23 protein-coding genes are annotated in these 22,431 nt (G+C 64.0%); 14 read left to right on the top strand and 9 right to left on the bottom strand.

Annotated elements, in window-relative coordinates:
• Positions 1-37 precede the first annotated feature (37 nt).
• Positions 38-2,143 (top strand): mechanosensitive ion channel family protein, encoded by a 2,106-nt coding sequence (locus J3D60_RS17920; RefSeq protein ID WP_253492232.1) that lies wholly within the window; start codon positions 38-40, stop codon positions 2,141-2,143.
• 11 nt (positions 2,144-2,154) lie between these two features.
• Here J3D60_RS17920 and J3D60_RS17915 read toward each other — a convergent pair whose 3' ends face one another.
• Positions 2,155-6,402, bottom strand: a complete 4,248-nt coding sequence (locus J3D60_RS17915; protein WP_253492230.1) for a DEAD/DEAH box helicase — start codon at positions 6,400-6,402, stop codon at positions 2,155-2,157.
• A 166-nt stretch (positions 6,403-6,568) separates the two neighbouring features.
• Here J3D60_RS17915 and J3D60_RS17910 point away from each other — a divergent pair, with 166 nt between their 5' ends.
• Positions 6,569-7,453, top strand: coding sequence for a sugar nucleotide-binding protein (locus J3D60_RS17910; RefSeq protein ID WP_027605180.1), 885 nt, complete (start codon positions 6,569-6,571; stop codon positions 7,451-7,453).
• Between the two features lie 99 nt (positions 7,454-7,552).
• On the opposite strand, the gene J3D60_RS17905 is transcribed toward J3D60_RS17910, so the two are convergent.
• From J3D60_RS17905 to J3D60_RS17885, 5 genes are all read right to left on the bottom strand, one after another.
• On the bottom strand, positions 7,553-8,251 hold the full coding sequence (locus J3D60_RS17905; RefSeq protein WP_027605181.1) for an OmpW family protein: 699 nt from the start codon (positions 8,249-8,251) through the stop codon (positions 7,553-7,555).
• A gap of 94 nt (positions 8,252-8,345) precedes the next feature.
• Positions 8,346-8,867 (bottom strand): DUF3299 domain-containing protein, encoded by a 522-nt coding sequence (locus tag J3D60_RS17900; protein WP_253492228.1) that lies wholly within the window; start codon positions 8,865-8,867, stop codon positions 8,346-8,348.
• An 11-nt stretch (positions 8,868-8,878) separates the two neighbouring features.
• Positions 8,879-10,144 (bottom strand): ABC transporter permease, encoded by a 1,266-nt coding sequence (locus J3D60_RS17895; protein WP_027605183.1) that lies wholly within the window; start codon positions 10,142-10,144, stop codon positions 8,879-8,881.
• A 1-nt stretch (position 10,145) separates the two neighbouring features.
• Entirely contained in the window at positions 10,146-10,856 is a 711-nt protein-coding gene (locus J3D60_RS17890) for an ABC transporter ATP-binding protein (RefSeq protein ID WP_253492225.1), read from the bottom strand.
• Positions 10,857-10,862: 6 nt separating this feature from the next.
• A complete protein-coding gene (locus J3D60_RS17885; RefSeq protein WP_253492222.1) occupies positions 10,863-11,465 on the bottom strand; it encodes a DUF2796 domain-containing protein in 603 nt (200 codons plus the stop codon).
• Positions 11,466-11,597: 132 nt separating this feature from the next.
• Between J3D60_RS17885 and J3D60_RS17880 the strand changes: the two genes are divergently transcribed.
• Positions 11,598-11,948 (top strand): hypothetical protein, encoded by a 351-nt coding sequence (locus tag J3D60_RS17880; RefSeq protein ID WP_253492220.1) that lies wholly within the window; start codon positions 11,598-11,600, stop codon positions 11,946-11,948.
• Between the two features lie 101 nt (positions 11,949-12,049).
• On the opposite strand, the gene trxA is transcribed toward J3D60_RS17880, so the two are convergent.
• Genes trxA through J3D60_RS17865 form a run of 3 tightly spaced genes read right to left on the bottom strand, consistent with a single transcriptional unit; the run spans position 12,050 to position 14,069 of the window.
• The gene (trxA, locus tag J3D60_RS17875) at positions 12,050-12,922 is read right to left on the bottom strand and encodes a thioredoxin (RefSeq protein ID WP_253492217.1); all 873 of its coding nucleotides are present in this window, start codon (positions 12,920-12,922) and stop codon (positions 12,050-12,052) included.
• Between the two features lie 32 nt (positions 12,923-12,954).
• A complete protein-coding gene (locus tag J3D60_RS17870) occupies positions 12,955-13,617 on the bottom strand; it encodes a methyltransferase (protein WP_253492215.1) in 663 nt (220 codons plus the stop codon).
• Positions 13,614-14,069, bottom strand: a complete 456-nt coding sequence (locus J3D60_RS17865; RefSeq protein WP_253492213.1) for a YbaY family lipoprotein — start codon at positions 14,067-14,069, stop codon at positions 13,614-13,616. The genes J3D60_RS17870 and J3D60_RS17865 overlap by 4 nt, the downstream gene beginning before the upstream one ends.
• Positions 14,070-14,209: 140 nt before the next feature.
• Between J3D60_RS17865 and nrdR the strand changes: the two genes are divergently transcribed.
• The 11 genes from nrdR to J3D60_RS17810 all read left to right on the top strand — a co-directional run bounded on the left by nrdR (position 14,210) and on the right by J3D60_RS17810 (position 22,418).
• The gene (gene nrdR / locus J3D60_RS17860; protein ID WP_027605190.1) at positions 14,210-14,680 is read left to right on the top strand and encodes a transcriptional regulator NrdR; all 471 of its coding nucleotides are present in this window, start codon (positions 14,210-14,212) and stop codon (positions 14,678-14,680) included.
• Positions 14,677-15,813: a bifunctional diaminohydroxyphosphoribosylaminopyrimidine deaminase/5-amino-6-(5-phosphoribosylamino)uracil reductase RibD gene (gene ribD, locus J3D60_RS17855; protein WP_065942243.1), complete on the top strand. Its 1,137-nt coding sequence runs from the start codon at positions 14,677-14,679 to the stop codon at positions 15,811-15,813. Before nrdR ends, ribD begins: the two co-directional genes overlap by 4 nt.
• Positions 15,814-15,861: 48 nt before the next feature.
• A complete protein-coding gene (locus tag J3D60_RS17850; RefSeq protein ID WP_027605192.1) occupies positions 15,862-16,524 on the top strand; it encodes a riboflavin synthase in 663 nt (220 codons plus the stop codon).
• 15 nt (positions 16,525-16,539) lie between these two features.
• On the top strand, positions 16,540-17,631 hold the full coding sequence (gene ribBA, locus J3D60_RS17845; RefSeq protein ID WP_003176357.1) for a bifunctional 3,4-dihydroxy-2-butanone-4-phosphate synthase/GTP cyclohydrolase II: 1,092 nt from the start codon (positions 16,540-16,542) through the stop codon (positions 17,629-17,631).
• An 88-nt stretch (positions 17,632-17,719) separates the two neighbouring features.
• Entirely contained in the window at positions 17,720-18,196 is a 477-nt protein-coding gene (ribE, locus tag J3D60_RS17840) for a 6,7-dimethyl-8-ribityllumazine synthase (protein ID WP_065942242.1), read from the top strand.
• On the top strand, positions 18,193-18,693 hold the full coding sequence (gene nusB / locus J3D60_RS17835) for a transcription antitermination factor NusB (RefSeq protein WP_027605194.1): 501 nt from the start codon (positions 18,193-18,195) through the stop codon (positions 18,691-18,693). Before ribE ends, nusB begins: the two co-directional genes overlap by 4 nt.
• Positions 18,694-18,711: 18 nt before the next feature.
• Entirely contained in the window at positions 18,712-19,677 is a 966-nt protein-coding gene (gene thiL, locus J3D60_RS17830) for a thiamine-phosphate kinase (RefSeq protein WP_253492211.1), read from the top strand.
• A gap of 64 nt (positions 19,678-19,741) precedes the next feature.
• On the top strand, positions 19,742-20,470 hold the full coding sequence (locus tag J3D60_RS17825; protein ID WP_253492209.1) for an ABC transporter substrate-binding protein: 729 nt from the start codon (positions 19,742-19,744) through the stop codon (positions 20,468-20,470).
• 129 nt (positions 20,471-20,599) lie between these two features.
• Positions 20,600-21,217 (top strand): GTP cyclohydrolase II, encoded by a 618-nt coding sequence (gene ribA, locus J3D60_RS17820; RefSeq protein ID WP_065924905.1) that lies wholly within the window; start codon positions 20,600-20,602, stop codon positions 21,215-21,217.
• Complete coding sequence (locus J3D60_RS17815; RefSeq protein WP_027605198.1) at positions 21,214-21,633, top strand: hypothetical protein; 420 nt, start codon at positions 21,214-21,216, stop codon at positions 21,631-21,633. The genes ribA and J3D60_RS17815 overlap by 4 nt, the downstream gene beginning before the upstream one ends.
• Positions 21,630-22,418, top strand: coding sequence for a cobalamin-binding protein (locus J3D60_RS17810; protein ID WP_253492207.1), 789 nt, complete (start codon positions 21,630-21,632; stop codon positions 22,416-22,418). Before J3D60_RS17815 ends, J3D60_RS17810 begins: the two co-directional genes overlap by 4 nt.
• The last annotated feature ends 13 nt before the right edge of the window (positions 22,419-22,431 follow it).

Below are 22,431 nucleotides of genomic sequence, written 5' to 3'. Positions count from 1 at the left end.
CAGTTCCTTACAGACCCTTCTGAAGGAGCCCGGTGTTTTGCTGAATCTAAAGACTGCATTACTGCTCGGCGCGCTGCTGTTCTGCGGCAGCGGCGCACTGTACGCCGCGGCCACCGCGCCGGAGCCCGAGGCACCGGCCAAACCGGAGTTGCTGGTGGAGGGTGGATTGCTCGGTGCCATCAGTTCCAGCATCGATGATGTGCAGAACAAGCTCGACCTCAATCAGAACCTTGTTGATGCCTGGCGCCTGCGCGCGGACCGCGCGGCGGATGAAGTCGGCCGGTTGGTTGACCAGACGTCGGAGCGTTCGCCGTGGAGCGTGGCCGGCGACTTCCTGCTGCTGTCCAGTGTGTGGATTGGCGCCTTCGCGCTGTTGACGTTGCTGGGGCGCTTTATCGTGCGGCGCTTGAACCGGCGCCAGTTCGTCGAACGCCGCAGGCGCCTGCAAGGCGTACTGGGTTATGTGGTGCCCTACACGATCCCGGCGCTGATCTGCCTGCCGCTGACGCTCTATGTCAGTCACTTCCTGCCCACGTCCATAGGCCGCGCCCTGGCGCTGTGCTTTGCCTATGCGACCAGCAGCGGCATCTTCTCCACGTCGATGCTGCTGTGCGTGATTGTGATGTTCAACGTCGGCCATAAGCGGCCGGCGGTGCAGATCATTCGCGACTACTGCCCCAAGCCGCTGTTCCTGATCGGCTTCCTCGCCGCCCTCAGCGACGCCCTGACCAGTCCGCAGATCGCCCGCCAGCTCGGCGGCAATATCACCAGCAGTATCGCGGTGTTTACCGGCCTGTTCGCGGCGGTGATCTTTGGCGTGCTGGTGGTGCGCCTGCGCCGCCCGGTGGCCCACCTGATTCGTAATCGACCGCTGGCCCAGCGCCTGAAACACCCGGCGTTGCAGCAGTCGCTGCGGGTATTTTCCGGCCTTTGGTACTGGCCGATCCTGTTGATGGTGCTGGTCTCGGCGATCAACCTGATCGGCGCCGGAGACGACAACCAGAAAGCCCTGCGCTGCGCGCTGTTCACCACGATTCTGTTGATCGGCACGGTCTTCCTGAGCACGGTGCTGCAACACCTGTTCAAGTCCCGCAGCCAAGTGGCGATCCAGCGCAGCAGTGCCTATAAGGAGCGTTTCCTCAGCCTCTTGCATGCGATCCTGCGTATCGTCATGGCCATCGCCTTTATCGAAATCCTCGGGCGCATCTGGGGCGTATCGCTGTTCGAATTTGCCCAGCGCAACTCGGTAGGCCGTGCGATCAGCGACTCCCTCAGCAGCATCGGCCTGATCCTGTTGATGACCTGGTTGTTCTGGGTCGTACTCGACACGGCGATCCAGGAAGCGCTGAAACCGCCGGTGAACAAACGCTCCAATCGCCAGCCCAGCACAAGGGTGAAGACCATCCTGCCGCTGCTGCGCAATGCGATCAAAATCATCCTGGTGGTGATCTGCGCAATCACCACCATGGCCAACCTGGGCATCAACGTCGCGCCGTTGCTGGCGGGGGCCGGTGTGGTCGGCCTGGCGATTGGTTTCGGCTCCCAGCAATTGGTGCAGGACGTGATCACCGGCCTGTTCATCATCATCGAAGACACCTTGTCCATCGGCGACTGGGTGGTGCTCGACTCCGGCCACGCCGGCACCGTCGAAGGCCTGACCATCCGCACCCTGCGCCTGCGCGACGGCAAGGGGTTCGTGCATTCGGTGCCGTTCGGGCAGATCAAGGCGGTCACCAACCAGTCGCGGCAATTTGCCTATGCGTTCTTCTCGGTGCAGTTCACCTACGACACCGATGTGGACAAGGCCGTGGAACTGATCCGCGAGGCCGGGCAGTCGATTCGCGACGATGTGTTCCTCAAGTACAACCTGCAAGGGCCGCTGGAGGTGTTTGGCGTCGACAAGATGGACCTTAATGGCGTGGTGCTCACGGCGCAGTTTCGTACCGTGTCCGGTGGGCAATACGCGGTGAGCCGTGCGTTCAACCAGCGTTTGAAAAAGCTTGTGGATAACTGCGATGAGGTGCACTTCGCGCAGACTTATCCACAGCAGGTGCTGTTGCCCAAGCGTACATCCCAGGTGGATGAGCCGGACGAAGAGGTGCCGGCGTCGGTGGTGTTGTCGGAGCAGCCCAGGCCTCAATGAGGCCCTCAAATTCAATGCCTGATCAACTTCTCCTGCACCGCCTGCTGATCCACCTCCAGCAACAGCTGCTGCTTGCCGGCGACCATCACCGCCGCCGGCAACCCATCCCGATACACAATTCGATTCCCACTCACCGCCGGCACCTTGCTGCCCGGCAACAGTGTGCCCACCAGGTTCAGCGGGTCAGCCCCGCACACGGCGATCAAACTCCCGTCATGGGGCCTGCGCCGCACTTCGCGCAGCAACGGGATCGCTTCGGGCAACGCAAACTGCTCACCCGCCAGCCCGCTGACAAACCGCCCGCCGCGAATCTCACCCCGGGCCTCCAGCCGATGGAATGTGCGTAGCAGTTCGCGCCAACTCGGCAACCAATCGGCCTCGCGCTCCAGCAAACGCCAGAACACCACGCCATAACGGCGCAGCAAGGTCATCGCCACATGTTCCAGGGTTTCGGCCGAGTACGGGCCGACGGCGGTCGATGGGCGGCGAATCAGCGCCCAGCGCCCGGCATCGTCCATGCCGCCGATGAACGCCCCACGCCCGCGCCGACTGCTGCGCGCCTGGCGCTTGCTGGCCGGGGTGGTCAGTGCGCGCAACCCGGCAAAACTGTCGGCATTCACCAGGCCGGCGCCGACCAGTTCCTGCAACGCGCTTTCCAGTTCGCTGCGCAGCAGATGGGCTTCGTGCACCAGCTCATCGAAAAACAGCGCGCCGTGTTCGCGCAAGGCCAGGTGGACTTTCTGCGCCTTGGGCGACAGCGTCGTGCTGTCGGTGGGTTCGGTGAGCCCGCTCCACAATGCCACCTGGCTGCGCGGCAATAGCACCACCGGCGTACTGCGCAGGGCCATGGCGCCGGACTTGTTGCTCAAGCGCGTCCACACCAGCTTGCCGCTGCGGCACAGCTCGTCGAGCCAGGTCGATGAGTAATCCTTGAGCCGTGCACTGAGCAGGTCACTGTCCCATGCCGATGTGGCGGCGGCGTAGCCTTCGAACTGGCCGACAATCTGCGGCAGCATGGCGCTGCTCTGGCCCCGCGTGCTGTCGGATAGGTGCTGCCAATCGAACAGGAAGCGCATGAAATCCTGCAGTGCCACCGGCTCGATTTCCCGGCGCAGGCGCTTGACCGTGTAGCGATGAATGCGTACAAGCAGATGTCGTTCGCACCATTGTTCCTCGAGTGCGCCGGGGCTGAAGTGACCGCGCAGCACGTAGCCTTCCTGCTCCAGGCGGGCCAGCGCCTGGGTGATGTCGGCCACCGGCAAGGTCAGTGGCGCGGCGATCTCGATAATGCTCTGCGGGCCGAAGCCACCCAGGCGCGCACGCAGCACCTCCACCAGCACGTCGTCAAAGGTCCAGGGCTCATCGAAGCCGGGGAGCAACGGCAAGTTGTTGGGGTAGATCGCCTGCAAACACCCCAGGCGCTCCACCGCGACCCACAGGCCATTGGACAACTGAAAGGCGCGGCCAGCCTTGGCCAAGGCGTTCAGCCACTCGGCCCATTGCGCCGTGACTTCGTGGCTGGCGATGCACGCCAGGCTCATCAGCGCCTCATGCATTTCATCCACGCCATGGGGCGCCGGCCAGGCCTCTTCGCGCACGCCGGCGATGGCGTCCGCATCCAGTGCGCCCAGGTCGTCGGTGCTCTGCGGGTCGCTCCAACGGCGGTTGAGCACGGCCTGGGTGCGGCGTTCTTCCAGCGGTGCATCGTCGAGAAAGGTGTAGGGGCGCGCGCTGAGGATCTCGGCGGCCATGGGCGAGGGCGCCGGCAGGTCGCGGCTGATCAAGCGCACTTCGCCGCGCTCCATGCGCCGCAGCAGGGCAAGCCAGGCGTCGCTGTCCATGGCTTCGTGCAGGCAGTCATCGAGGGTTTGCTCCACCAGCGGGTGCTCGGGCACTTCGCGTTCGCCGGCGAGGTTTTCCAGGCAGGCGATCTGGTCAGGGAACACACTGGCAATCAGGTCTTCGCTCTTCATACGCTGCAGCTGCGGCGCCACTTTGCGCCCGCCGGTAAAGCGCGGCAGCGCCAGGGCCACGCCGGCGTTCCAGCGCCAGCGCACGCCGAACAGCGGCGCATCCAGCACCGCCTGGATCAGCAGGTGTTCAGCACTGTTGCTGTTGAGGTAACGCCACACCTCATCCAGCTCGAAACTGTGGCTGGTGGACAGCGACAGCACGATCGCATTTTCACTGGCTGCCGCTTGCAGCTCAAAGTTGAAGGTGCGGCAAAAACGCTTGCGCAAGGCCAGGCCCCAGGCGCGGTTGATGCGGCTGCCGAACGGCGTGTGGATGATCAACTGGGTGCCGCCGGATTCGTCGAAAAACCGCTCCATGATCAACGTGTCCCGGGACGGCAACGCGCCGAGGGCCAGGCGCGCGCGGGCCAGGTAGTCGAGGATCTGTTCGGCGCTGGCGCGGTTCAGGCCAAGGGTGCCGGTGAGCCAGTCTTGCGCCGGTTGCAGGTCGCCGGGGCTGGCGCTGAGCAGGGTGTCGAGTTGCCCCTGCAAACGTGCGACCGCGGCGGATAACTCATTGCTGCGCCCCGGCGCTTCGCCGAGCCAGAACGGAATGGTCGGCGGCTGGCCATGGGCGTCTTCGACCCGCACTTTGCCGGCTTCGACCCGCAAGATCCTGTAGGACGTATTACCGAGCTGGAAGATATCCCCGGCGATACTTTCCACCGCGAAGTCTTCGTTGACGCTGCCGATGTTCAGGCTCTGGGGTTCGAGCAACACACTGTAATCGGCGTTGTCGGGGATGGTGCCGCCGCTGGTCACGGCGGTCAGCCTGGCGCCACGGCGGCCGCGCAGGGTGCGGGTCAGGGCATCGCGGTGCAGGTACGCGCTGCGGATACCCTGGCGCCCGTTGTAGCCGTCGGCGAGCATCTGCAGCAGCGCCTGGTAGTGGCGTTCATCCAGGGCGGCGTAGGGCGCGGCGCGGTGGATCAGGTCGAGCAGGGCCTGCTCCGGCCACTCCTGGGCACTGACCTCGGCGATGATCTGCTGGGCCAGCACGTCCAGGGGCGCCACCGGGATCTGCAAGGTGTCCAGTTCGCCCCGCCGCACACAATCGAGCAGGGCGGCGCATTCGATCAGATCGTCGCGGGTGGTGGCGAACAGGCGCCCCTTGGGCGTGCCGCCGACCTGATGCCCGGAGCGGCCCACCCGTTGCAGAAAACCGTTGATGGAGCCCGGTGAACCGATCTGGCACACCAAATCGACATCGCCGATATCAATCCCCAGCTCCAGTGACGCGGTGGCGATCAGCACTTGCAACTCGCCGGCCTTGAGCCGTTGCTCGGCATCCAGGCGCATCTCCTTGGCCAGGCTGCCGTGGTGGGCGGCCACGGCGCTCTTGCCCAGGCGCTCGCTCAGGTGCCGGGCCAGGCGTTCGGCCAGGCGCCGGGTGTTGACGAAGATCAGTGTGGTGCGGTGCTCACGGGCCAGTGCAGCGAGGCGGTCGTAGACCAGCTCCCAGACATCGTTGGCCATCACCGCCGACAGCGGCACCGGGGGCACTTCAATATCCAGGTCACGGGGGCGGGCATGGCCGATGTCGACGATGTCGCACGCCCGGTCGGTGCCCACCAGAAAGCGCGACACCGCCTCGATAGGCTTTTGCGTGGCCGACAGACCGATGCGGGTCAGTGGCTCGGCACACAAGCCTTGCAGGCGCTCCAGGCTCAAGGCCAGGTGGCTGCCGCGTTTGCTGGCGGCGATGGCGTGGATTTCATCGACGATCACCGTGCGCGTGCTGGCCAGCATCTGCCGGCCGGAGTCCGAGCCCAGCAGCACGTAGAGCGATTCCGGCGTGGTCACGAGGATATGCGGCGGGCGCTTGCGCATCTGTGCGCGGTCTTTCTGCGGGGTATCGCCGGTGCGCACGGCGGTGCGGATCGCCAGCGGCGGCAGGCCCAGGCGCTGCAAATGCTCGGTGATCCCGGCCAGCGGGGTTTGCAGGTTGATCTGGATGTCATTGGACAGCGCCTTGAGCGGCGACACATACACCACCAGCGTCTCGTCCGGCAGTTGCCCGCCGTTGGCCAGGCCCTGGTGAACCAGGTCATCGAGCACCGCGAGGAAGGCCGTCAGCGTCTTGCCGGAGCCGGTGGGCGCTGCGATCAGCGTCGAGCGGCGCTGGCGGATCAGCGGCCACGCCTGGGCCTGGGCCCTGGTCACCGAAGGGAAGGTGTGGCGGAACCAGGTGCTGACGGCGGGGTGGAAGCCGTTCAAGACCGTGTCGGTTGATTCAGGAAGGTTCATGCCTAAGTTATGCAGCCCACTCCAACAAGTTGCAACCCCGCACTTTATCCGTGACGGTTGCGCTACAAACCCGCAAAATGCAACGATTCTGGAATAAACCTACGGCACGCCTCACGGGCTTGCCGACCATAACCATCGTTCCAAACAGACCGGGCCTGCTCAATCTATGCGAATGCGCCTTATGTTACTGGGCGGCGGGAATGCCCTCGGGCAGGCGCTGATTCGCCTCGGTGCAGAGGAAGACATTGGTTTCCTCGCACCCAAACCGCCCCAAGACGGCTGGGATGCCGCAAGCCTCACCCAATTGCTCGACGACACCCGTCCCGATGCGTTGATCAACCTCGCCTACTATTTCGACTGGTTCCAGGCCGAAGCCGTCAGCGAAACCCGCCTGGCCGCCCAGGAGTTCGCCATCGAGCGCCTGGCCGAACTGTGCCAGCACCACAACATTACCCTGCTGCAACCGTCCAGCTACCGCGTGTTCGATGGCTCCCGCGCCACCGCCTACAGCGAAAAGGACGAGCCGGTGCCCCTGGGCCTGCGCGGCCAGGCGTTGTGGCGGATCGAGCAGAGCGTGCGCGCGACGTGTCCGCAACATGTGCTGTTGCGTTTTGGCTGGCTGCTGGATGACAGCGTCGACGGCACCCTCGGGCGCTTCCTGGCTCGGGCCGAGAAACCGGATGAGTTGTTGATGGCCGACGACCGCCGCGGCAACCCGACGCCGGTGGACGATGCCGCACGGGTGATCATCTCGGTGCTCAAGCAACTCGATTGCGCGGCGCCGCTGTGGGGCACTTACCACTACGCCGGGCATGAGGCGACCACGCCGCTGGCGCTGGGCCAGGCGATCCTCACCGAAGCGCGCAGCTACCATGCGCTGGCCATCGAAGCGCCTACCGCCCAGGCCCACGCGGCACGGCCGGATGCGGCAGACGAACCGCAGCATGCGGTGCTGGCCTGCAAGAAAATCCTCCACACCTTCGGCATCAAGCCGCGGGCGTGGCGAGCGGGGTTACCGGCATTGCTGGACCGGTTCTACCGCCATAGCTGACACGACACAAAGCAAAATGTGGGAGGGGGGTTGCTGTGGTGATGGGGACTTGTCCCTCACCACAGCAACCCCCCTCCCACATTGGTTATGCAGTGTTGCTTAGAACTTGTAGCCGATACCCACCATGTAAACCATCGGGTCAACGTCCACATTGACCTTGGCACGGGTGCCAGGCGCCACGGCGTTGTTTTCCACGGTGGCCTTGGTGCTGATGTCGATGTAGCGCGCCTGGGCGTTGATCATCCACTTGTCGTTGATCATGTAGTCCGCGCCGATCTGCGCAGCCCAGCCCCAGGAGTTCTCGGCCTTGAAGTTGCTGAAGCCGGCTTCGGAGGCGCGGCTGCCGACGTGTTCGTCGTAGATCCAGGTGTAGTTGATACCGGCGCCTACGTACGGTTGGAACGGGGATTTATTGTCCAGCGGGTAGTACACGACGCTCAGGGTCGGTGGCAGGTGTTTCAGCGTACCGAGCTTGCCGTTGGCGGCGCCGAGGGCGGTGCCCTTGATCTTCACGTCATGCTCGAACGGCGTGGCCGCCAGCAGTTCGATACCGACATGGCTGGTGAGCATGTAGGCGAAGTTCAGGCCCAGCTGGGTGTCGCTGCTCATGGTCGCCTTGCCGCCCAGGTTGGCGCCGGCCAGTGGGCCCTGGTCAACTTTGACGGTGCTGCTGTCTGCCTTCGGGTTCACGGTGATTGCACCGGCACGAATCAGAATGTCGCCCGCTTCGTGAGCGTGGACGGCAGGGGCGGCGAGTGCGAGGGCGAAGAGGGACGCGCCGAGCAGAGACTTGTTCATGGGAGCTCCAGAGGACGTTTAGAAGTTGTACGTCCAATGGTAAAGATCGTTCCGTCCGGTCTTTTGACTCAGCTCAATGAAAGGGCGATCAGCGTTATTCCGGCAGTTCGTAGATATAAATTTTCTCGGCATCCATCTGGTAGCCGGCGTCGGCCAGTTCACTGGTGGACGGTTTGACCTGCATCGCCCCCTCGATCCAGTACGGCTGGTAGAGCTCATCGAGCTTCACGCCGAGTTCGCTTTTCACGTGCACGATCTGGTTCGATGGCGGTGGCGGCACATGGATGCACGCGCCGAAATACGGCACCAGCAGGAACTCGGTGGTGCGCCCTTCTTCACTGACTTCCAGCGGCACGATATACCCGGGCAGGCGGATGTGCTGGCCATCGAGGCTCTGCACCACCGGCGCATTGGGCAGATCCTGCTTGGCCGCTGGTGCCGCTTCGACGGACAAGGCATCGGCCATGTTCGACAGGTTGTGCAGCGGTTTCATGTTGGGGATTTCCGGCGGCGCGTCCGGCGGGATCATCTCCTGCCAGGACAAGTCCTTGGGCTGGTCCTCTGCCCAGGCGGGCACGGCCACCAGCAGCAATAACGCAAACAGAGCGCGACGCATCGAAGCCTTCCTCATAAACGTATGGACAGGCCATCGGCCAGGGATTGTCGGTAGGCGCGCCACGCGGGCACGCTGCCCATCAATAGCGCTGCAGCCAGGATACCGGCGAGCAGGGTCCATTCATATTCGCTGGGCCACGACATCGGCAGGTCGAGGCCGTAATTGGCCTGCAAATACCCGCGCGATGCGGCGATGCACACATACAGCAAGCCCACGCCTGCGATCACGCCGGACAGGGCAAGGGCGAAGGCTTCGAAAATCAGCAAGGTTGCGATATGCCACGGCCGCGCGCCCACCGAGCGCAGGATCGCCATTTCGCGGCGGCGTTCGTTGAGGCTGGTTAGGATCGCCGTGAGCATGCCGATCAAACCGGTCAGCACCACGAACAGCGAGATCACGAACAAGGCTTTTTCGGCGGTGCCCATCATGCTCCACAGCTCTTGCAGCGCCACGCCGGGCAGGATCGCCAGCATCGGTTCGCCACGGAATTCGTTGATCTCCCGCTGCAGGGCGAAGGTGGAAATCTTGTTGTTCAGGCCGAGCATAAAGGCCGTGATGGCTTGCGGGGTGAGGTCCATGTTGCGCGCCTGGTCGGCACTGATGCGGCCTTTGCCCTGGGCCGGTACGCCGTTGTGCCAGTCGATATGGATCGCTTCCATGCCGCCGAGGCTGATATGCAGCGTGCGGTCCACCGGCGTACCGGTGCGCTTGAGGATGCCAACCACGGTGAATGGCTTGTCATCGTGCTTGACCAGGCTGACCACCGCCACGCCGTGGGCCAGCACCAGCTTGTCACCGAGCTTGTAGTGCAGGGCATCGGCGACTTCGGCGCCGAGTACTACTTCGAAGGGGTCGGTGGCGAAGGCGCGGCCGCTGGCCAGCTCCAGGTTTTGCTTGCGCCCGTACTGGTAGTGCTCGAAGTAGGATTCGTTGGTGCCCATGACGCGGTAGCCGCGGTGGGAGTCGCCGAGGGAAATCGGGATCGCCCATTTCACCTGGGGGCTGGCGGCGAAGTGCTCGTAGCTGTCCCACCGAATGTTGTTGGTGGCGTTGCCGATGCGGAACACCGAGTACAGCAGCAGGTTGACCGAACCGGAGCGCGCGCCGACGATCAGGTCGGTGCCGCTGATGGTGCTGGCGAAACTGTTGCGCGCCTCAACGCGCACGCGCTCCACCGCCAGCAGCAGGCACACCGACAGGGCGATGGCGAAGGCGGTGAGGATCGCGGTAAAGCGGCGGTTAGCCAGGCTGGCCATGGCTAGACGAAACAGATACATCTCAAACCTCTGCGGGCGTGGCGGTGCGATTGAGTTCGGCCAGCGACAGGTTGCGGTCGAACAGCGGCGCCAGGCTCTGGTCATGGCTGACAAACAACAGGCTGGCGCCGGCTTCGCGGCATTCGGCGAACAGCAGTTGAATGAAGGCTTCGCGGGCGTCGTAGTCCAGGGCCGAGGTGGGCTCGTCGGCGATCACCAACTCCGGTTGGCCGATCAGCGCACGGGCGGCGGCCACCCGTTGCTGTTGGCCGATGGACAGCGAGTCGGCGCGGCGCTCCAGCAAGTCCTTATCCTTCAGGCCCAGGTGCGCCAGCAATGTGGCGGCGGCTGTGTCGACACTGCCGTGGCGCTGCTTTGCCCGTTGCGCGCGCAGCTTGGAAAAGTGGCAGGGCAACTCGACGTTCTCGCGCACCGACAGGAACGGCAGCAGGTTGAACTGCTGGAAGATATAGCCGGTGTGGTCAACACGAAAGCGGTCCCGGGCGCCGGCCGAGAGTTCGGTCAGCTCCTGGCCGAGCAGGCGGATGCTGCCCTGGCTGGGCTTTTGCACACCGCCGAGCAGGCCGAGCAAGGTGGTTTTGCCACTGCCGCTCGGCCCCTTCAGAAACAGGGTTTCCCCCGCTTCCAGGCGGAACGCGGGGATGTCCAGCAGCTGTGGGTGACCGGGCCAGTTGAAGCCCAGGTCAGACAGTTCGATCAATGGGTGGGTCATGGGCACTCAGAACTTCAGGGTGGCTGCGGTGGCGGTCGCTTCAACACCTTGCTGGCCGCTCGGGCCGATCAGTTGTACCTGAATTTTCTGGGTGGCGGGGAAGGTCTTGAACACCTGGGTCAGGTCCAGGTTGCCCAGGGCGGTCGGCGTAGCACAGGTGAATTGGTAGTGGGCGTGGATTTCACTGTGATCGTGATGATGCTCGTGGGCGCCGTCTTTGGCGTCGTGGTCATCATCGTCGTCGTCGTGGTCGGCTTCCGGTTTGTCGCCGAACAGCGGGCTGTTGAGTTCCTGGGAGCTGATCACGCAACCGGCGGCCTTGGGCAGGTTGAACAGCGCCAGTGGGTTCTCCAGCTGTTTGCGTGCAGCGGCGACCTTGGCTTTGTCGGCAGCAGTGGTGGCGAGGTGTTCGAAGCCCACCAGGTTCATCGCCGGGCTGTCCAGTTCAAGCTCCAGGGCCTGGCCGTCGAGTACCGCGTTAAGGCGGCCGACGCCATGTTCGTGGGCGCCGAGGCTGCCGTGTTCGTGATCGTGGTCATGCTCGTCAGCGGCGTGAGCGATGGCGAGTGGCAACAGGGCAAACGGCAAAGCAAGCAACAGACGGCGCATGGGAAAGCTCCAGGAGATGAAAGTTTTGTTATGTGATCTTATAACAATAGTGCTAAGAGTTTGACCGCCCGCTTGGCGTTGCGCAAGCCGCATGGGAGCATGCTCGTCAGAAAAAATGCAGGAGGAAGGACGATGTTGCGAATTCGTGGAACCATCGGCGACCTGCCGGTGGACTTGACCCTGGAGCTGGACGACGGCGATTGGGCGCGACTCGGCGCGCAGTTGCAGGCAACGCCAGTGGCAAGCGCGACCGCCGCGCCGGCAGCGCCGGTCAAGCCGAACGATGATCTGTGGCAGAACGCCCAGGACCTGTTGCGCAACGCCGGGCAACTCAGCGGCCTGGAACTGCTTGATCGACTGGAAGGTTTGGCGGGGGATGCCGCGGCGGGCAAGCGCCTGTTGGTGCGCCTGCGCCATAGCACCAAGGTCAAGGTGGCCAGCGGCGGGGATACGCCGCTGTATACCTGGATCGAACCCTTGTAGGAGCGAGCTTGCTCGCGAAGGTCGTTAACGATAACGCGGGCATTCTGGATGACCGCGGCGCCCTTGAGTTTTTCGCGAGCAAGCTCGCTCCTACAGCGCGATTAGTACAGCGCGGCAAACAACTTGCGGCGGTACACGGTCACCAGCGGGTGATCATTGCCCAACAGCTCGAACACCTGCAGCAAGGTCTTGTGCGGCAGGCCTTCGCTGTAGCTGCGGTTGCGGATAAACAGCTTGAGCAAGCCTTCCAGCGCCGCGTCGTACTGCTGGCGCGCCAGCTGCTGGATGGCCAGTTGATAGGCGGCTTCGTCATCCTGCGGGTTTTGCGCCAGGCGGCTTTTCAACTCGGCGGCGTCCGGCAGGTCGGCGGCCTGGCGCAGGAAGGTGATTTGCGCCTTGGCGCCGGCGAGCGCTGCTTTGTGGTCATCGCTCTTCACCGCATCGAGCACGGTTTGGGCTTCACCCAACTCACCGCGTTCGGCCAGGCAACGGGCGTACAGAATCAACGCGGCGGCGTTGCTGTTGTCTTCACCCAGCAGCGCCACCAGCACGGCCTCGGCGTCGCTGATGCGGCCATCGGCAAACAGCGCCTGGGCCTGCTCCAGTGGGTCAGCCGCCGCCGGTGGTGGCATCTTCACGTGAGGCTCCAGCATCGCCCGCACCGCCGACTCCGGCTGCGCCCCGGCAAACCCATCCACCGGCTGGCCATCCTTGAACAGCACCACCGTCGGCAGGCTTTGAATGCCAAAGCGCGCGACGATGTCCTGCTCCGCCTCGCAATCGACCTTGGCCAGCAGCAGCTCACCCTGATAGCTCTCGGCGATCTGCGCCAGCATGGGCATTAACGCCTTGCACGGCGCGCACCACTCGGCCCAGAAATCCACGAGCACGGGTTTTTCGAAGGAATTCTGGATCACGGCCTGGTCGAAATTGGCGCTGGTGACGTCGAAGATGTACGGCGTGGGTTCACTCATGGGGCGTCTCGAATAAAGCGGGAATGGGGCAACTATAAGGGCTGGCGCCGCGAATGGTACAGGCTCACCTTACGAAACTCCCAAGGCTCGGCCAGGTCCGGCAACGTCAGTGCATCGAGTATCTCCAGCCGTTGATAAGCCGGGTGCTGGAAGTCCCGCACGCGCGAGTCCGCCACCAGCGCTTCGCGGCCTCGGCTGAGGAAGTGGTCGAGCAACGGCAGGTTGGCGCGGTCGTAGAGCACGTCGGCGACCAGGATCAGGTCGAAGCGATCGGCTTCGGCGAAAAAGTCCGCCGAGTAACTCAGTTCCACACCGTTGAGTTCGGCATTCGCTCGGCAGGACGCTAACGCCAGCGGGTCCAGGTCGCAGGCCACCACTTCCAGCGCGCCGGCTTTGACCGCCGCAATCCCGGCCACACCGGAGCCCGCGCCGAAATCCAGCACACGCTTACCTTTCACCCATTGCGGGTTCGCCGCCAGATACCGCGCCAGCGCCAAACCGCTGGCCCAGCAAAAACTCCAGTAGGGCGGTTCATGCAGGATGCGTCGGGTTTCCTCGGGGCTGAAGGCGCGGTCCATGTTGTCCGCATCCAGCAGCCACAATGAAAGCGCGGTACCTGGCAGCGGGCAGGGCACCAGTTGGGCGTCGCCGATCAGCGCGCTCAGGGCGCGCTGCAAGTCCAGCGGCGGCATCATGGTGCCTTGACGAGTTCCAGGGGGCCGGTGGTCTGGGTGATCGCCTGGGTGATGCGTACGGCAGGCAGGTGCAGGATCAACTGGCCGGATTGGCTGGCACGGCCACGCAATTCAACCCGCGCACCGACTGGGAACGCCTCGGGGTTATAGCGCAGGCGGAAGGCCAGGGGCTTGCCGTTGCCGGTCAAGACGCTGCTCGCCAACAGTTGTTGCGGGCGCGAACGGTCATCGATCACCAGCAGCGCCATCTCGACTTCGGCGCCGGCCGGTACGTTGGTGAGGCTGCCGCTGATTTCGCGTTGATAGGCGGGCAGGGGACCGAGGTCTTCAATGCCGGGGACTTTTTTCTCTTGTGCGGGCGTCGGTTGAGGGGCGGCCGGCTTGGGGGCTTCGCTGCTGCAGGCGACCAGGACACTGAACACGGTGAGCAAAACAAGTGGTCGTAACTGCATGTACGGCTCCAGAAAAGGACAAAATCCGTGGCTTGAAATATAAGAAACATATAGGCCTGCCTATATACCGTAAAGGCTATGGCTTGTCTTGCCACAGGGATGCGCTACCATGGCCCTCCCTTTTTTTGTTGCCTGCCACCATGCACTGTCCCTTCTGCGGTGCCAACGACACCAAGGTCATTGACTCGCGTCTGGTCGCCGAGGGCGATCAAGTGCGTCGCCGGCGCGAATGCCTGGCCTCTGGCTGCGGTGAACGTTTCACCACCTTCGAAACCGCCGAACTGGTATTGCCGCGCCTGATCAAGTCCGACGGCAGCCGCCAGCCTTTCGACGAAGAAAAACTGCGCGCCGGTATGCAGCGCGCCCTGGAAAAACGCCCGGTGAGTGTCGAGCGGCTGGAGGCGGCGCTGGCGCATATCAAGCACAAGCTGCGCGCCACCGGCGAACGCGAGGTCAAGAGCCTGGTGGTGGGAGAGCTGGTGATGGGCGAGCTGCAAAAGCTCGACGAAGTCGCCTATATCCGTTTCGCCTCGGTGTATCGACGCTTCCAGGACCTCAACGAGTTCCGCGAAGAGATCGACCGCCTGGCCCGTGAGCCGGTCAAAGAATGAACCCACTTTCTGCTGAACAGGCTGTACTGGACGCCCATTACATGGCCCGCGCCCTCGAACTGGCGCGCAACGGCCTGTACACCACCCACCCCAACCCGCGTGTGGGCTGCGTGATTGTCCGCGCTGGGCAGATTGTCGGCGAAGGCTGGCATGTGCGCACCGGCGAGCCCCATGCGGAAGTGCATGCCTTGCGGGCTGCCGGTGACAAGGCGCGCGGCGCCACGGCGTACGTAACCCTCGAGCCCTGCAGCCACTACGGCCATACCCCGCCGTGCGCCGATGCGCTGGTGAGTGCCGGGCTGGCGCGGGTGGTCGCAGCGATGCAGGACCCCAACCCGGAAGTCGCCGGGCGCGGCATGCAGCGCCTGGCCCAGGCCGGAATCGAGGTGCGCAGCGGCGTGCTGGAAGGTGAAGCCAGGGCCCTGAATAAGGGCTTCCTCAAGCGTATGGAGCATGGCCTGCCGTTTGTGCGGGTCAAGCTGGCGATGAGTTTGGACGGCCGCACTGCCATGGCCAGCGGCGAAAGCCAATGGATCACCGGCCCCGCCGCCCGCGCCGCCGTGCAGCGCTTGCGCGCCGAGGCCAGCGTGGTGCTGACCGGTGCCGACACCGTATTGGCCGACGGCGCACGCCTGACCGTCCGCGCCGCCGAACTCGGCCTGGACGACGCCACCACGGCCCTGGCTATGTCGCGTCCGCCGCTGCGCGTGCTGATCGACGGCCGTTTGCGCGTGCCGCTCAACGCACCGTTCTTCAAGGCCGGCCCGGCGTTGGTCATCACCTGCGTCACCGCGGAAAACCAGTTCCCCCGTGGCCCCGAATGCCTGGTGGTGCCGGGCGTGGACGGCCAGGTCGACCTGCGCTCGGCGCTGGTGGCGCTGGCCGCCCGTGGCGTAAACGACGTACTGGTGGAGGCCGGCCCAAGCCTGGCGGGCGCGTTTGCCCAGCAGGGCCTGGTGGACGAATACGTGATTTTCGTCGCCGGCAAGTTCCTCGGCTCCGCTGCCCGGCCTTTGCTGGACTGGCCACTTGAGAAGCTGGCCGACGCGCCCCAACTCAAGATCACTGAAATGCGCGCTGTAGGCGACGACTGGCGAGTCACTGCCATCCCTGTGCCAGCAGCGAGCGTATAATTCTGACCGGGCGCTCAAGTGCCCGCACCGTTTTCCAGGAGTAAGGCCATGTTCACCGGCATTATCGAATCCATCGGCAGCATCCGCGCCATGACCCCCAAGGGCGGCGACGTGCGCCTGCTGGTTGAAACCGGCAAGCTCGACCTCGGCGACGTCAAGCTGGGCGACAGCATCGCCGTCAGCGGCGTGTGCCTGACCGTCGTCGAACTGCCGGGCAACGGCTTTGCCGCCGACGTCAGCCGGGAAACCCTGGACTGCACCGCGATGAACGACCTCAAGGCCGGCAGCCCGGTCAACCTGGAAAAAGCCCTGACCCCGACCACTCGCCTGGGCGGCCACCTGGTCAGTGGCCACGTCGACGGCGTCGGCGAAGTGGTGGCCCGCAGCGAAAATGCGCGCGCCGTGGAATTCCGCATCCGCGCGCCCAAGGAGCTGGCCAAGTACATTGCCCACAAAGGCTCGATCACCGTCGACGGCACCAGCCTGACCGTGAACGCCGTGAATGGCGCCGAATTTGAACTGACCATCATTCCCCACACCCTGAGCGAGACCATCATGGCGTCGTACCAGCCTGGTCGCCGGGTGAACCTGGAAGTCGACTTGCTTGCCCGTTACCTGGAGCGCCTGCTGTTGGGCGATAAGGCCGCAGAGCCTGCAGCCGGGAACATCACTGAAAGTTTTCTGGCCGCTAACGGCTACCTGAAATCCTGACCAAGGGGGTGCCCTGTGGCGCTCAATAGCATCGAAGAACTGGTTGAAGACATCCGCCAAGGCAAGATGGTCATCCTGATGGATGACGAAGACCGCGAAAACGAAGGCGACATCATCATGGCCGCCGAGGCCTGCAAGCCTGAGCACATCAACTTCATGGCCAAGCACGCCCGTGGGTTGATCTGCATGCCCATGAGCCGCGAGCGCTGCGAGTTGCTCAAGCTGCCGTTGATGGCGCCGCGCAATGGTTCAGGGTTTGGTACCAAGTTCACCGTATCGATTGAAGCGACCACCGGCGTCACCACCGGCATTTCCGCCGCCGACCGTGCCCGCACCGTGCAAGCCGCTGCCGCCAAGGACGCCAAGGCCGAAGACATCGTCAGCCCAGGCCACATCTTCCCGTTGATGGCCCAGCCGGGCGGCACCCTCGCTCGTGCCGGCCACACCGAAGCCGCCTGCGACCTGGCGCGCATGGCCGGTTTCGAGCCGAGCGGCGTGATCTGCGAAGTGATGAACGACGACGGCACCATGGCCCGCCGTGCCGAACTCGAAGCCTTTGCCGCCGAACACAACATCAAGGTCGGCACCATTGCCGACCTGATTCACTACCGGATGATCCACGAACGTACCGTTCAGCGGATTGCCGAGCAGCCACTGGACAGCGAACTGGGCCAATTCAATTTGGTGACCTACCGTGATTCGGTGGAAGGCGACGTGCACATGGCCCTGACCCTGGGCACCATCTGCGCCGACGAGCCGACCCTGGTGCGCGTGCACAACATGGACCCGTTGCGCGACCTGTTGATGGTCAAGCAACCGGGCCGCTGGAGCCTGCGCGCCGCCATGGCTGCGGTGTCCGAGGCCGGCAGCGGTGTGGTGCTGCTGCTGGGTAACCCGGTAGATGGCGACGTGCTGCTCGCGCATATTCGCGAAACCGCCGAGCAGACCCAGGTGAAAACGCCGACCACCTACAGCATTGTCGGCGCCGGTTCGCAGATCCTGCGTGACCTCGGTGTGCGCAAAATGCGCTTGATGAGCGCACCGATGAAATTTAATGCGATATCCGGATTCGATCTGGAAGTTGTAGAATACGTGCCCTCCGAATAAAGGCCGGCGCTTTTTGCCCCTTGTTCGCGGTTAAATCATCACTGAGGGACGCACTTTTCGCGTCCCGGCTCTTTAAGAGATTTGTCGAATGACCCTGAAGACCATCGAAGGTACCTTCATCGCCCCCAAAGGCCGCTATGCCCTGGTGGTTGGCCGCTTCAACAGCTTCGTGGTTGAAAGCCTGGTAGGCGGTGCCGTGGATGCCCTGGTTCGCCACGGTGTGAGCGAGAGCGACATCACTATCATCCGCGCCCCTGGCGCCTTCGAAATTCCACTGGTTGCGCAAAAAGTTGCTCAGCAGGGTGAATACGCGGCGATCATCGCCCTGGGCGCGGTCATTCGTGGCGGTACTCCGCACTTCGAATACGTGGCCGGCGAATGCACCAAGGGCCTGGCCCAGGTGTCCATGGAGTTCGGCGTGCCAGTCGCGTTCGGCGTACTGACCGTGGATTCCATCGAGCAAGCCATCGAGCGTTCCGGCACCAAGGCCGGCAACAAAGGCGCTGAAGCTGCCCTATCCGCCCTGGAAATGGTCAGCCTGCTGTCGCAGTTGGAGGCCAAGTGATTTCCGACGAGAGCGATTGCTTCAACCCACGCGACGAGCGTCCAGCGGACGCCGGCAAGCCGTCGAAAAGCGAAAAGCGCCGTGCTGCCCGCCAGCTCGCCACCCAGGCGCTGTACCAGCGTCACATGGCTGGTACCTCGCTGAACGAGATCGAAGCGCAGTTTCGCGTCGATAACGACTTCACGTTTGCCGACCAGAGCTACTTCCACGACATCCTGCACGGGGTTCCGGCCAACCTGGCCGAGATCGATGCGGCATTGACGCCGTGCCTGGACCTGACCCTCGAAGAGCTGGACCCGGTTGAACTGGCCGTACTGCGCCTGTCCACCTGGGAGCTGCTCAAGCGCGTTGACGTGCCGTACCGCGTGGTGATCAACGAAGGCATCGAACTGGCGAAAGTCTACGGTTCGACCGACGGTCACAAGTTCGTCAACGGCGTGCTCGACAAGCTGGCCCCGCGCCTGCGTGAAGCCGAAGTGAAGGCGTACAAGCGCTAACCTGCGCTTGAGTCCTGAATGGGCGAGTTCGAGCTGATCCACCAGTACTTCGCCGCCGCGCCGTGCGCACAGGGCGGCGAGGGCATTGCCCTGGGGATCGGCGACGACTGTGCCCTGCTGGCGCTCCCCGCCGGGGAGCAACTGGCAATTTCCACCGATACCTTGGTGGCCGGCGTGCACTTTGCCGCCCCCTGTGACCCGTTCCTGCTCGGCCAGCGCTCGCTGGCCGTGGCGGTCAGCGACCTGGCCGCCATGGGCGCCCACCCCCTCGCGTTTACCCTCGCACTCACTACGCCGACCGTCGATGCCGATTGGCTGCAACGCTATGCCCAGGGGTTGAACGCCATGGCGCAAAACTGCGGTGTGGGCCTGGTGGGCGGCGACACCACGCGCGGTCCGCTGAGCCTGACCCTGACCGTGTTTGGTCGTGTCCCGGCCGGTCAAGCGTTGACTCGCAGCGGCGCACAGCCGGGCGACCTCTTGTGTGTCGGCGGCGAGTTGGGTAATGCCGCCGGTGCCTTGCCGCTGGTATTGGGGCAGCGCAGCGCCGATGCCGCGATTGCCGACCCGCTGCTGGCCCATTACTGGTCGCCACAGCCACAGTTGGCCCTTGGCCTGGCTCTACGGGGCAAGGCCACATCGGCGATGGATATTTCTGACGGCCTTCTGGCCGATTGCGGGCATATCGCCAAGGCCTCGGCTGTCAGCCTGTTGATCGAGCGCCAGAAGCTGCCGCTGTCCAACGCGTTGCTGGCGTTTGTCGGTGATGACGAGGCGCGGGTCGCCGCATTGAGCGGCGGCGATGACTACGTGCTGGTGTTCACCCTGCCGCCCGTCGAGTTGGCGCCGTTGCTGGCTGACGGTTGGCCGGTGCATGTTATCGGCCAGGTCCAGGCGGGGCAGGGGGTCACGCTGCTTGACGCTCTCGGGCAAGACATCACCCCGGCCATCCGTGGCTATCAACATTTTTGCCCGGCACCCTGAATCGCGTGCTGCGCTACGCTCTATTACGTCGTTCTGGATGCTGGATTTGCAGGAGATCATCGCCATGGATGTACGCCGCTGGGCGCTGATGCTGCTGTGTGCCCTTCCGTCATGGTCCCAGGCGCAGGAGGTGCCGGTGGTGCCCGGCAAGGTCATGCTGGCCAGCGAGGCCTGGGATGACTACACCAATGCCGACGGCAGCGGCCTGGCCTGGGATGTGTTGCGGCACGTCTTCGAACCGGTCGGGATCACCTTGCAAACCCGCATTGAGCCCTATACCCGCTCGGTCGGCCTGGCCCAGCGCGGTGAAGTGGATGGCTGGGTCGGTTCCTACCGCGATGAAGTCAAGGGTGTGCTCTACCCGCACTGGAACTTCGATTCCGACCCCATCTACGCCCTTGGGCTGGCGACCTCGCCGATACCGAGCGCCGCGACGCTGGGGGATTATCGCCTGGCCTGGGTGCGGGGCTACAAGTACGAGGCGTATTTGCCCCATGTGCGCCGTTTCAATCAGATCCAGCGGCGCGATGGCATCTTGCCGATGCTGCAACATGGTCGTGCCGACTTCTACATTGATGCGCTCACCGAAGCCCGATACGTCCTCAGTCAGGCGGACGCCCCGTCCCAGTTCCGGCTCACCCATATCATCGACCTGCCGCTCTACGTGGGTTTTGCCGATACCGAGCGTGGTCGGGCATTACGCACCGTGTTTGACCAGCGCATGGCCGTCCTGGTGAAAAGCGGCGAGCTGAAGCCGATTTTCCTGCGCTGGAAACTGCCGTATCCGTTCTGACCTGCATAGAACCGGGACGAAGGCCAATCGAACCGATTGATCTTTATCAGCGATAATTCAGCTTAAGCGTCTGTAGGAACCTGCTGTTACAATGCCCGCCTCTGTGAAATCTGAAATCAGGAGCACACGGTGCCCGTCGTTTTCGTCGCTGCTTCCAAGCTGCCTACCCCTTTTGCCACGTTCACCATGAGCGGCTTTCTCGAAGAAGCCACCGGGCGCGAGCACGTTGTGCTCAGCCTCGGCGATATCGCCGATGGCGCACCGGTTCTCGGTCGCGTGCACTCCGAGTGCCTGACCGGCGATGCGCTGTTCAGCCAGCGCTGTGACTGCGGCTCGCAATTGGAAGCCGCGATGCGCGCCATCGCCCGTGAAGGCCGTGGGGTGCTGTTGTACTTGCGTCAGGAAGGCCGTGGCATTGGCCTGCTGAACAAGATCCGCGCCTATGAGCTGCAAGACGGCGGCGCCGATACTGTCGAGGCCAACGAGCGCCTGGGCTTCGCCGCCGACCAGCGTGACTACGCGATCTGCCTGCCGATGCTGGAACACCTGGGCGTGAAGTCCCTGCGCCTGATGACCAACAACCCGCGCAAGGTCAAGGCCTTGACCGAGATGGGCATCACCGTGGCCGAGCGCGTACCGCTGCACACCGGGCACAACCCGCACAACAAGCTCTACCTGGCGACCAAGGCCAGCAAGCTCGACCACATGATGGGCAACGAGCATCAAGGCGAGGTCGACCGCGCGTGACCCGTGGCCAGGTGAAACGGCGACTGTCCTTCAGTTGGTGGCAGTATCTGGCCCTGGCGCTGCTCCCGCTGTTCGTGATCAACCTGGTGTTTGGCCAGGCCGAACCCTTGTTGCCGGTGCTGGCCATGCCGTTCTTTATCGCCGGCGTGGCGTCGATGTTCCTCAGCCTGCGCTACTTCAACGGCTATAAACACGCCCTGATCGCCACCTCCAAAGCCCTCGATACCGCTGAAGAACCGGCTGCCTGGATCACCCTGGCGGCGCGTCGGCGCACGGCCTTGATGGTGGCGGCCGTGCCGGCGTGGGTGGGCGCATTGGCGGTATTCGTCGGCCTGGAGGCGGTGCCGCTTTTTCTGTTGGCGCTGTCGACGACGGTGCTGTTTTACCTCTACCGCATCCCGCGTCAGTTGGGATGATGCGCCGCTGGCTGGCGATTCTGCTGCTGGCATTCAGTGCCCAGGGCCTGGCGGTCGAACGTGTCGTCAGTCTGGCGCCTTCACTTTCTGAAATCGTGGCTGAGCTGGGTGCTGCCGACCTGCTGGTGGGCGTGCTCGATGGCGGTGATCGGCCAGAGGCGCTGGCGAACGTGCCGTCGGTTGGGCGTTATGGGCAGTTGGACATGGAGCGCCTGCTCAGCCTTAAGCCCGACCTGATCCTGCTCTGGCCCGGCAGCGTCGGCCCGGCCCAGCGCGAGCAACTGCAGCGCCTGAATATCCCGGTGTATGTCGCCGAACCCCATAGCCTTGAACAAATGACCACCCAGGTCCAGGCCATCGCCGAGCAATTGGGCCATGCCGACGCCGGCCGGCAATTGGCTGCGCACCTGCGCCAGCGCCTGGCGCAGTTGCGCCAGCGTTATCAGCGGGCCGAACCGGTGCGGGTGTTCTACCAGGTGTGGAACCAGCCGCTGTACACCGTGGGCGGCGGCCAGATCATCAGCGACGCGCTGAGCGTGTGCGGTGCGCGCAATGTGTTTGACGACCTGAAGCTGCCCGCGCCGCAGGTCAGCATCGAGTCGGTATTGCAGCGCAATCCCGAGATGATCCTGGTGGGCGATCAGGCTCAGAAGGAAGCCTGGAAGGTATGGCCAGCGATGGCGGCGCGGGTGCGGCTGGTTCCGGACAAAGGCCTGGAACGGCCCAGCGGGCAGATGCTGGAAGCGCTGGCGCGGCTGTGTCAGGTGATTGCTCCGGGCCGCTGAGGCCGGTCCAGGC

It is taken from the genome of Pseudomonas sp. S3E17, from assembly GCF_024168685.1.
In the GTDB taxonomy this organism is placed as follows: domain Bacteria; phylum Pseudomonadota; class Gammaproteobacteria; order Pseudomonadales; family Pseudomonadaceae; genus Aquipseudomonas; species Aquipseudomonas marginalis.
This window is presented reverse-complemented; position numbering and strand designations above follow the sequence as displayed.

Coding starts and splice junctions, on each gene's coding strand:
- nrdR (WP_027605190.1), top strand. CDS start 14,210: ATGCACTGTCCCTTCTGCGGTGCCAACGACACCAAGGTCATTGACTCG.
- J3D60_RS17890 (WP_253492225.1), bottom strand. CDS start 10,856: ATGACCCACCCATTGATCGAACTGTCTGACCTGGGCTTCAACTGGCCC.
- J3D60_RS17870 (WP_253492215.1), bottom strand. CDS start 13,617: ATGATGCCGCCGCTGGACTTGCAGCGCGCCCTGAGCGCGCTGATCGGC.
- J3D60_RS17910 (WP_027605180.1), top strand. CDS start 6,569: ATGCGAATGCGCCTTATGTTACTGGGCGGCGGGAATGCCCTCGGGCAG.
- J3D60_RS17865 (WP_253492213.1), bottom strand. CDS start 14,069: ATGCAGTTACGACCACTTGTTTTGCTCACCGTGTTCAGTGTCCTGGTC.
- J3D60_RS17885 (WP_253492222.1), bottom strand. CDS start 11,465: ATGCGCCGTCTGTTGCTTGCTTTGCCGTTTGCCCTGTTGCCACTCGCC.
- J3D60_RS17895 (WP_027605183.1), bottom strand. CDS start 10,144: ATGTATCTGTTTCGTCTAGCCATGGCCAGCCTGGCTAACCGCCGCTTT.
- ribE (WP_065942242.1), top strand. CDS start 17,720: ATGACCCTGAAGACCATCGAAGGTACCTTCATCGCCCCCAAAGGCCGC.
- trxA (WP_253492217.1), bottom strand. CDS start 12,922: ATGAGTGAACCCACGCCGTACATCTTCGACGTCACCAGCGCCAATTTC.
- J3D60_RS17850 (WP_027605192.1), top strand. CDS start 15,862: ATGTTCACCGGCATTATCGAATCCATCGGCAGCATCCGCGCCATGACC.
- ribD (WP_065942243.1), top strand. CDS start 14,677: ATGAACCCACTTTCTGCTGAACAGGCTGTACTGGACGCCCATTACATG.
- J3D60_RS17880 (WP_253492220.1), top strand. CDS start 11,598: ATGTTGCGAATTCGTGGAACCATCGGCGACCTGCCGGTGGACTTGACC.
- J3D60_RS17825 (WP_253492209.1), top strand. CDS start 19,742: ATGGATGTACGCCGCTGGGCGCTGATGCTGCTGTGTGCCCTTCCGTCA.
- J3D60_RS17900 (WP_253492228.1), bottom strand. CDS start 8,867: ATGCGTCGCGCTCTGTTTGCGTTATTGCTGCTGGTGGCCGTGCCCGCC.
- J3D60_RS17905 (WP_027605181.1), bottom strand. CDS start 8,251: ATGAACAAGTCTCTGCTCGGCGCGTCCCTCTTCGCCCTCGCACTCGCC.
- thiL (WP_253492211.1), top strand. CDS start 18,712: ATGGGCGAGTTCGAGCTGATCCACCAGTACTTCGCCGCCGCGCCGTGC.
- J3D60_RS17915 (WP_253492230.1), bottom strand. CDS start 6,402: ATGAACCTTCCTGAATCAACCGACACGGTCTTGAACGGCTTCCACCCC.
- J3D60_RS17810 (WP_253492207.1), top strand. CDS start 21,630: ATGATGCGCCGCTGGCTGGCGATTCTGCTGCTGGCATTCAGTGCCCAG.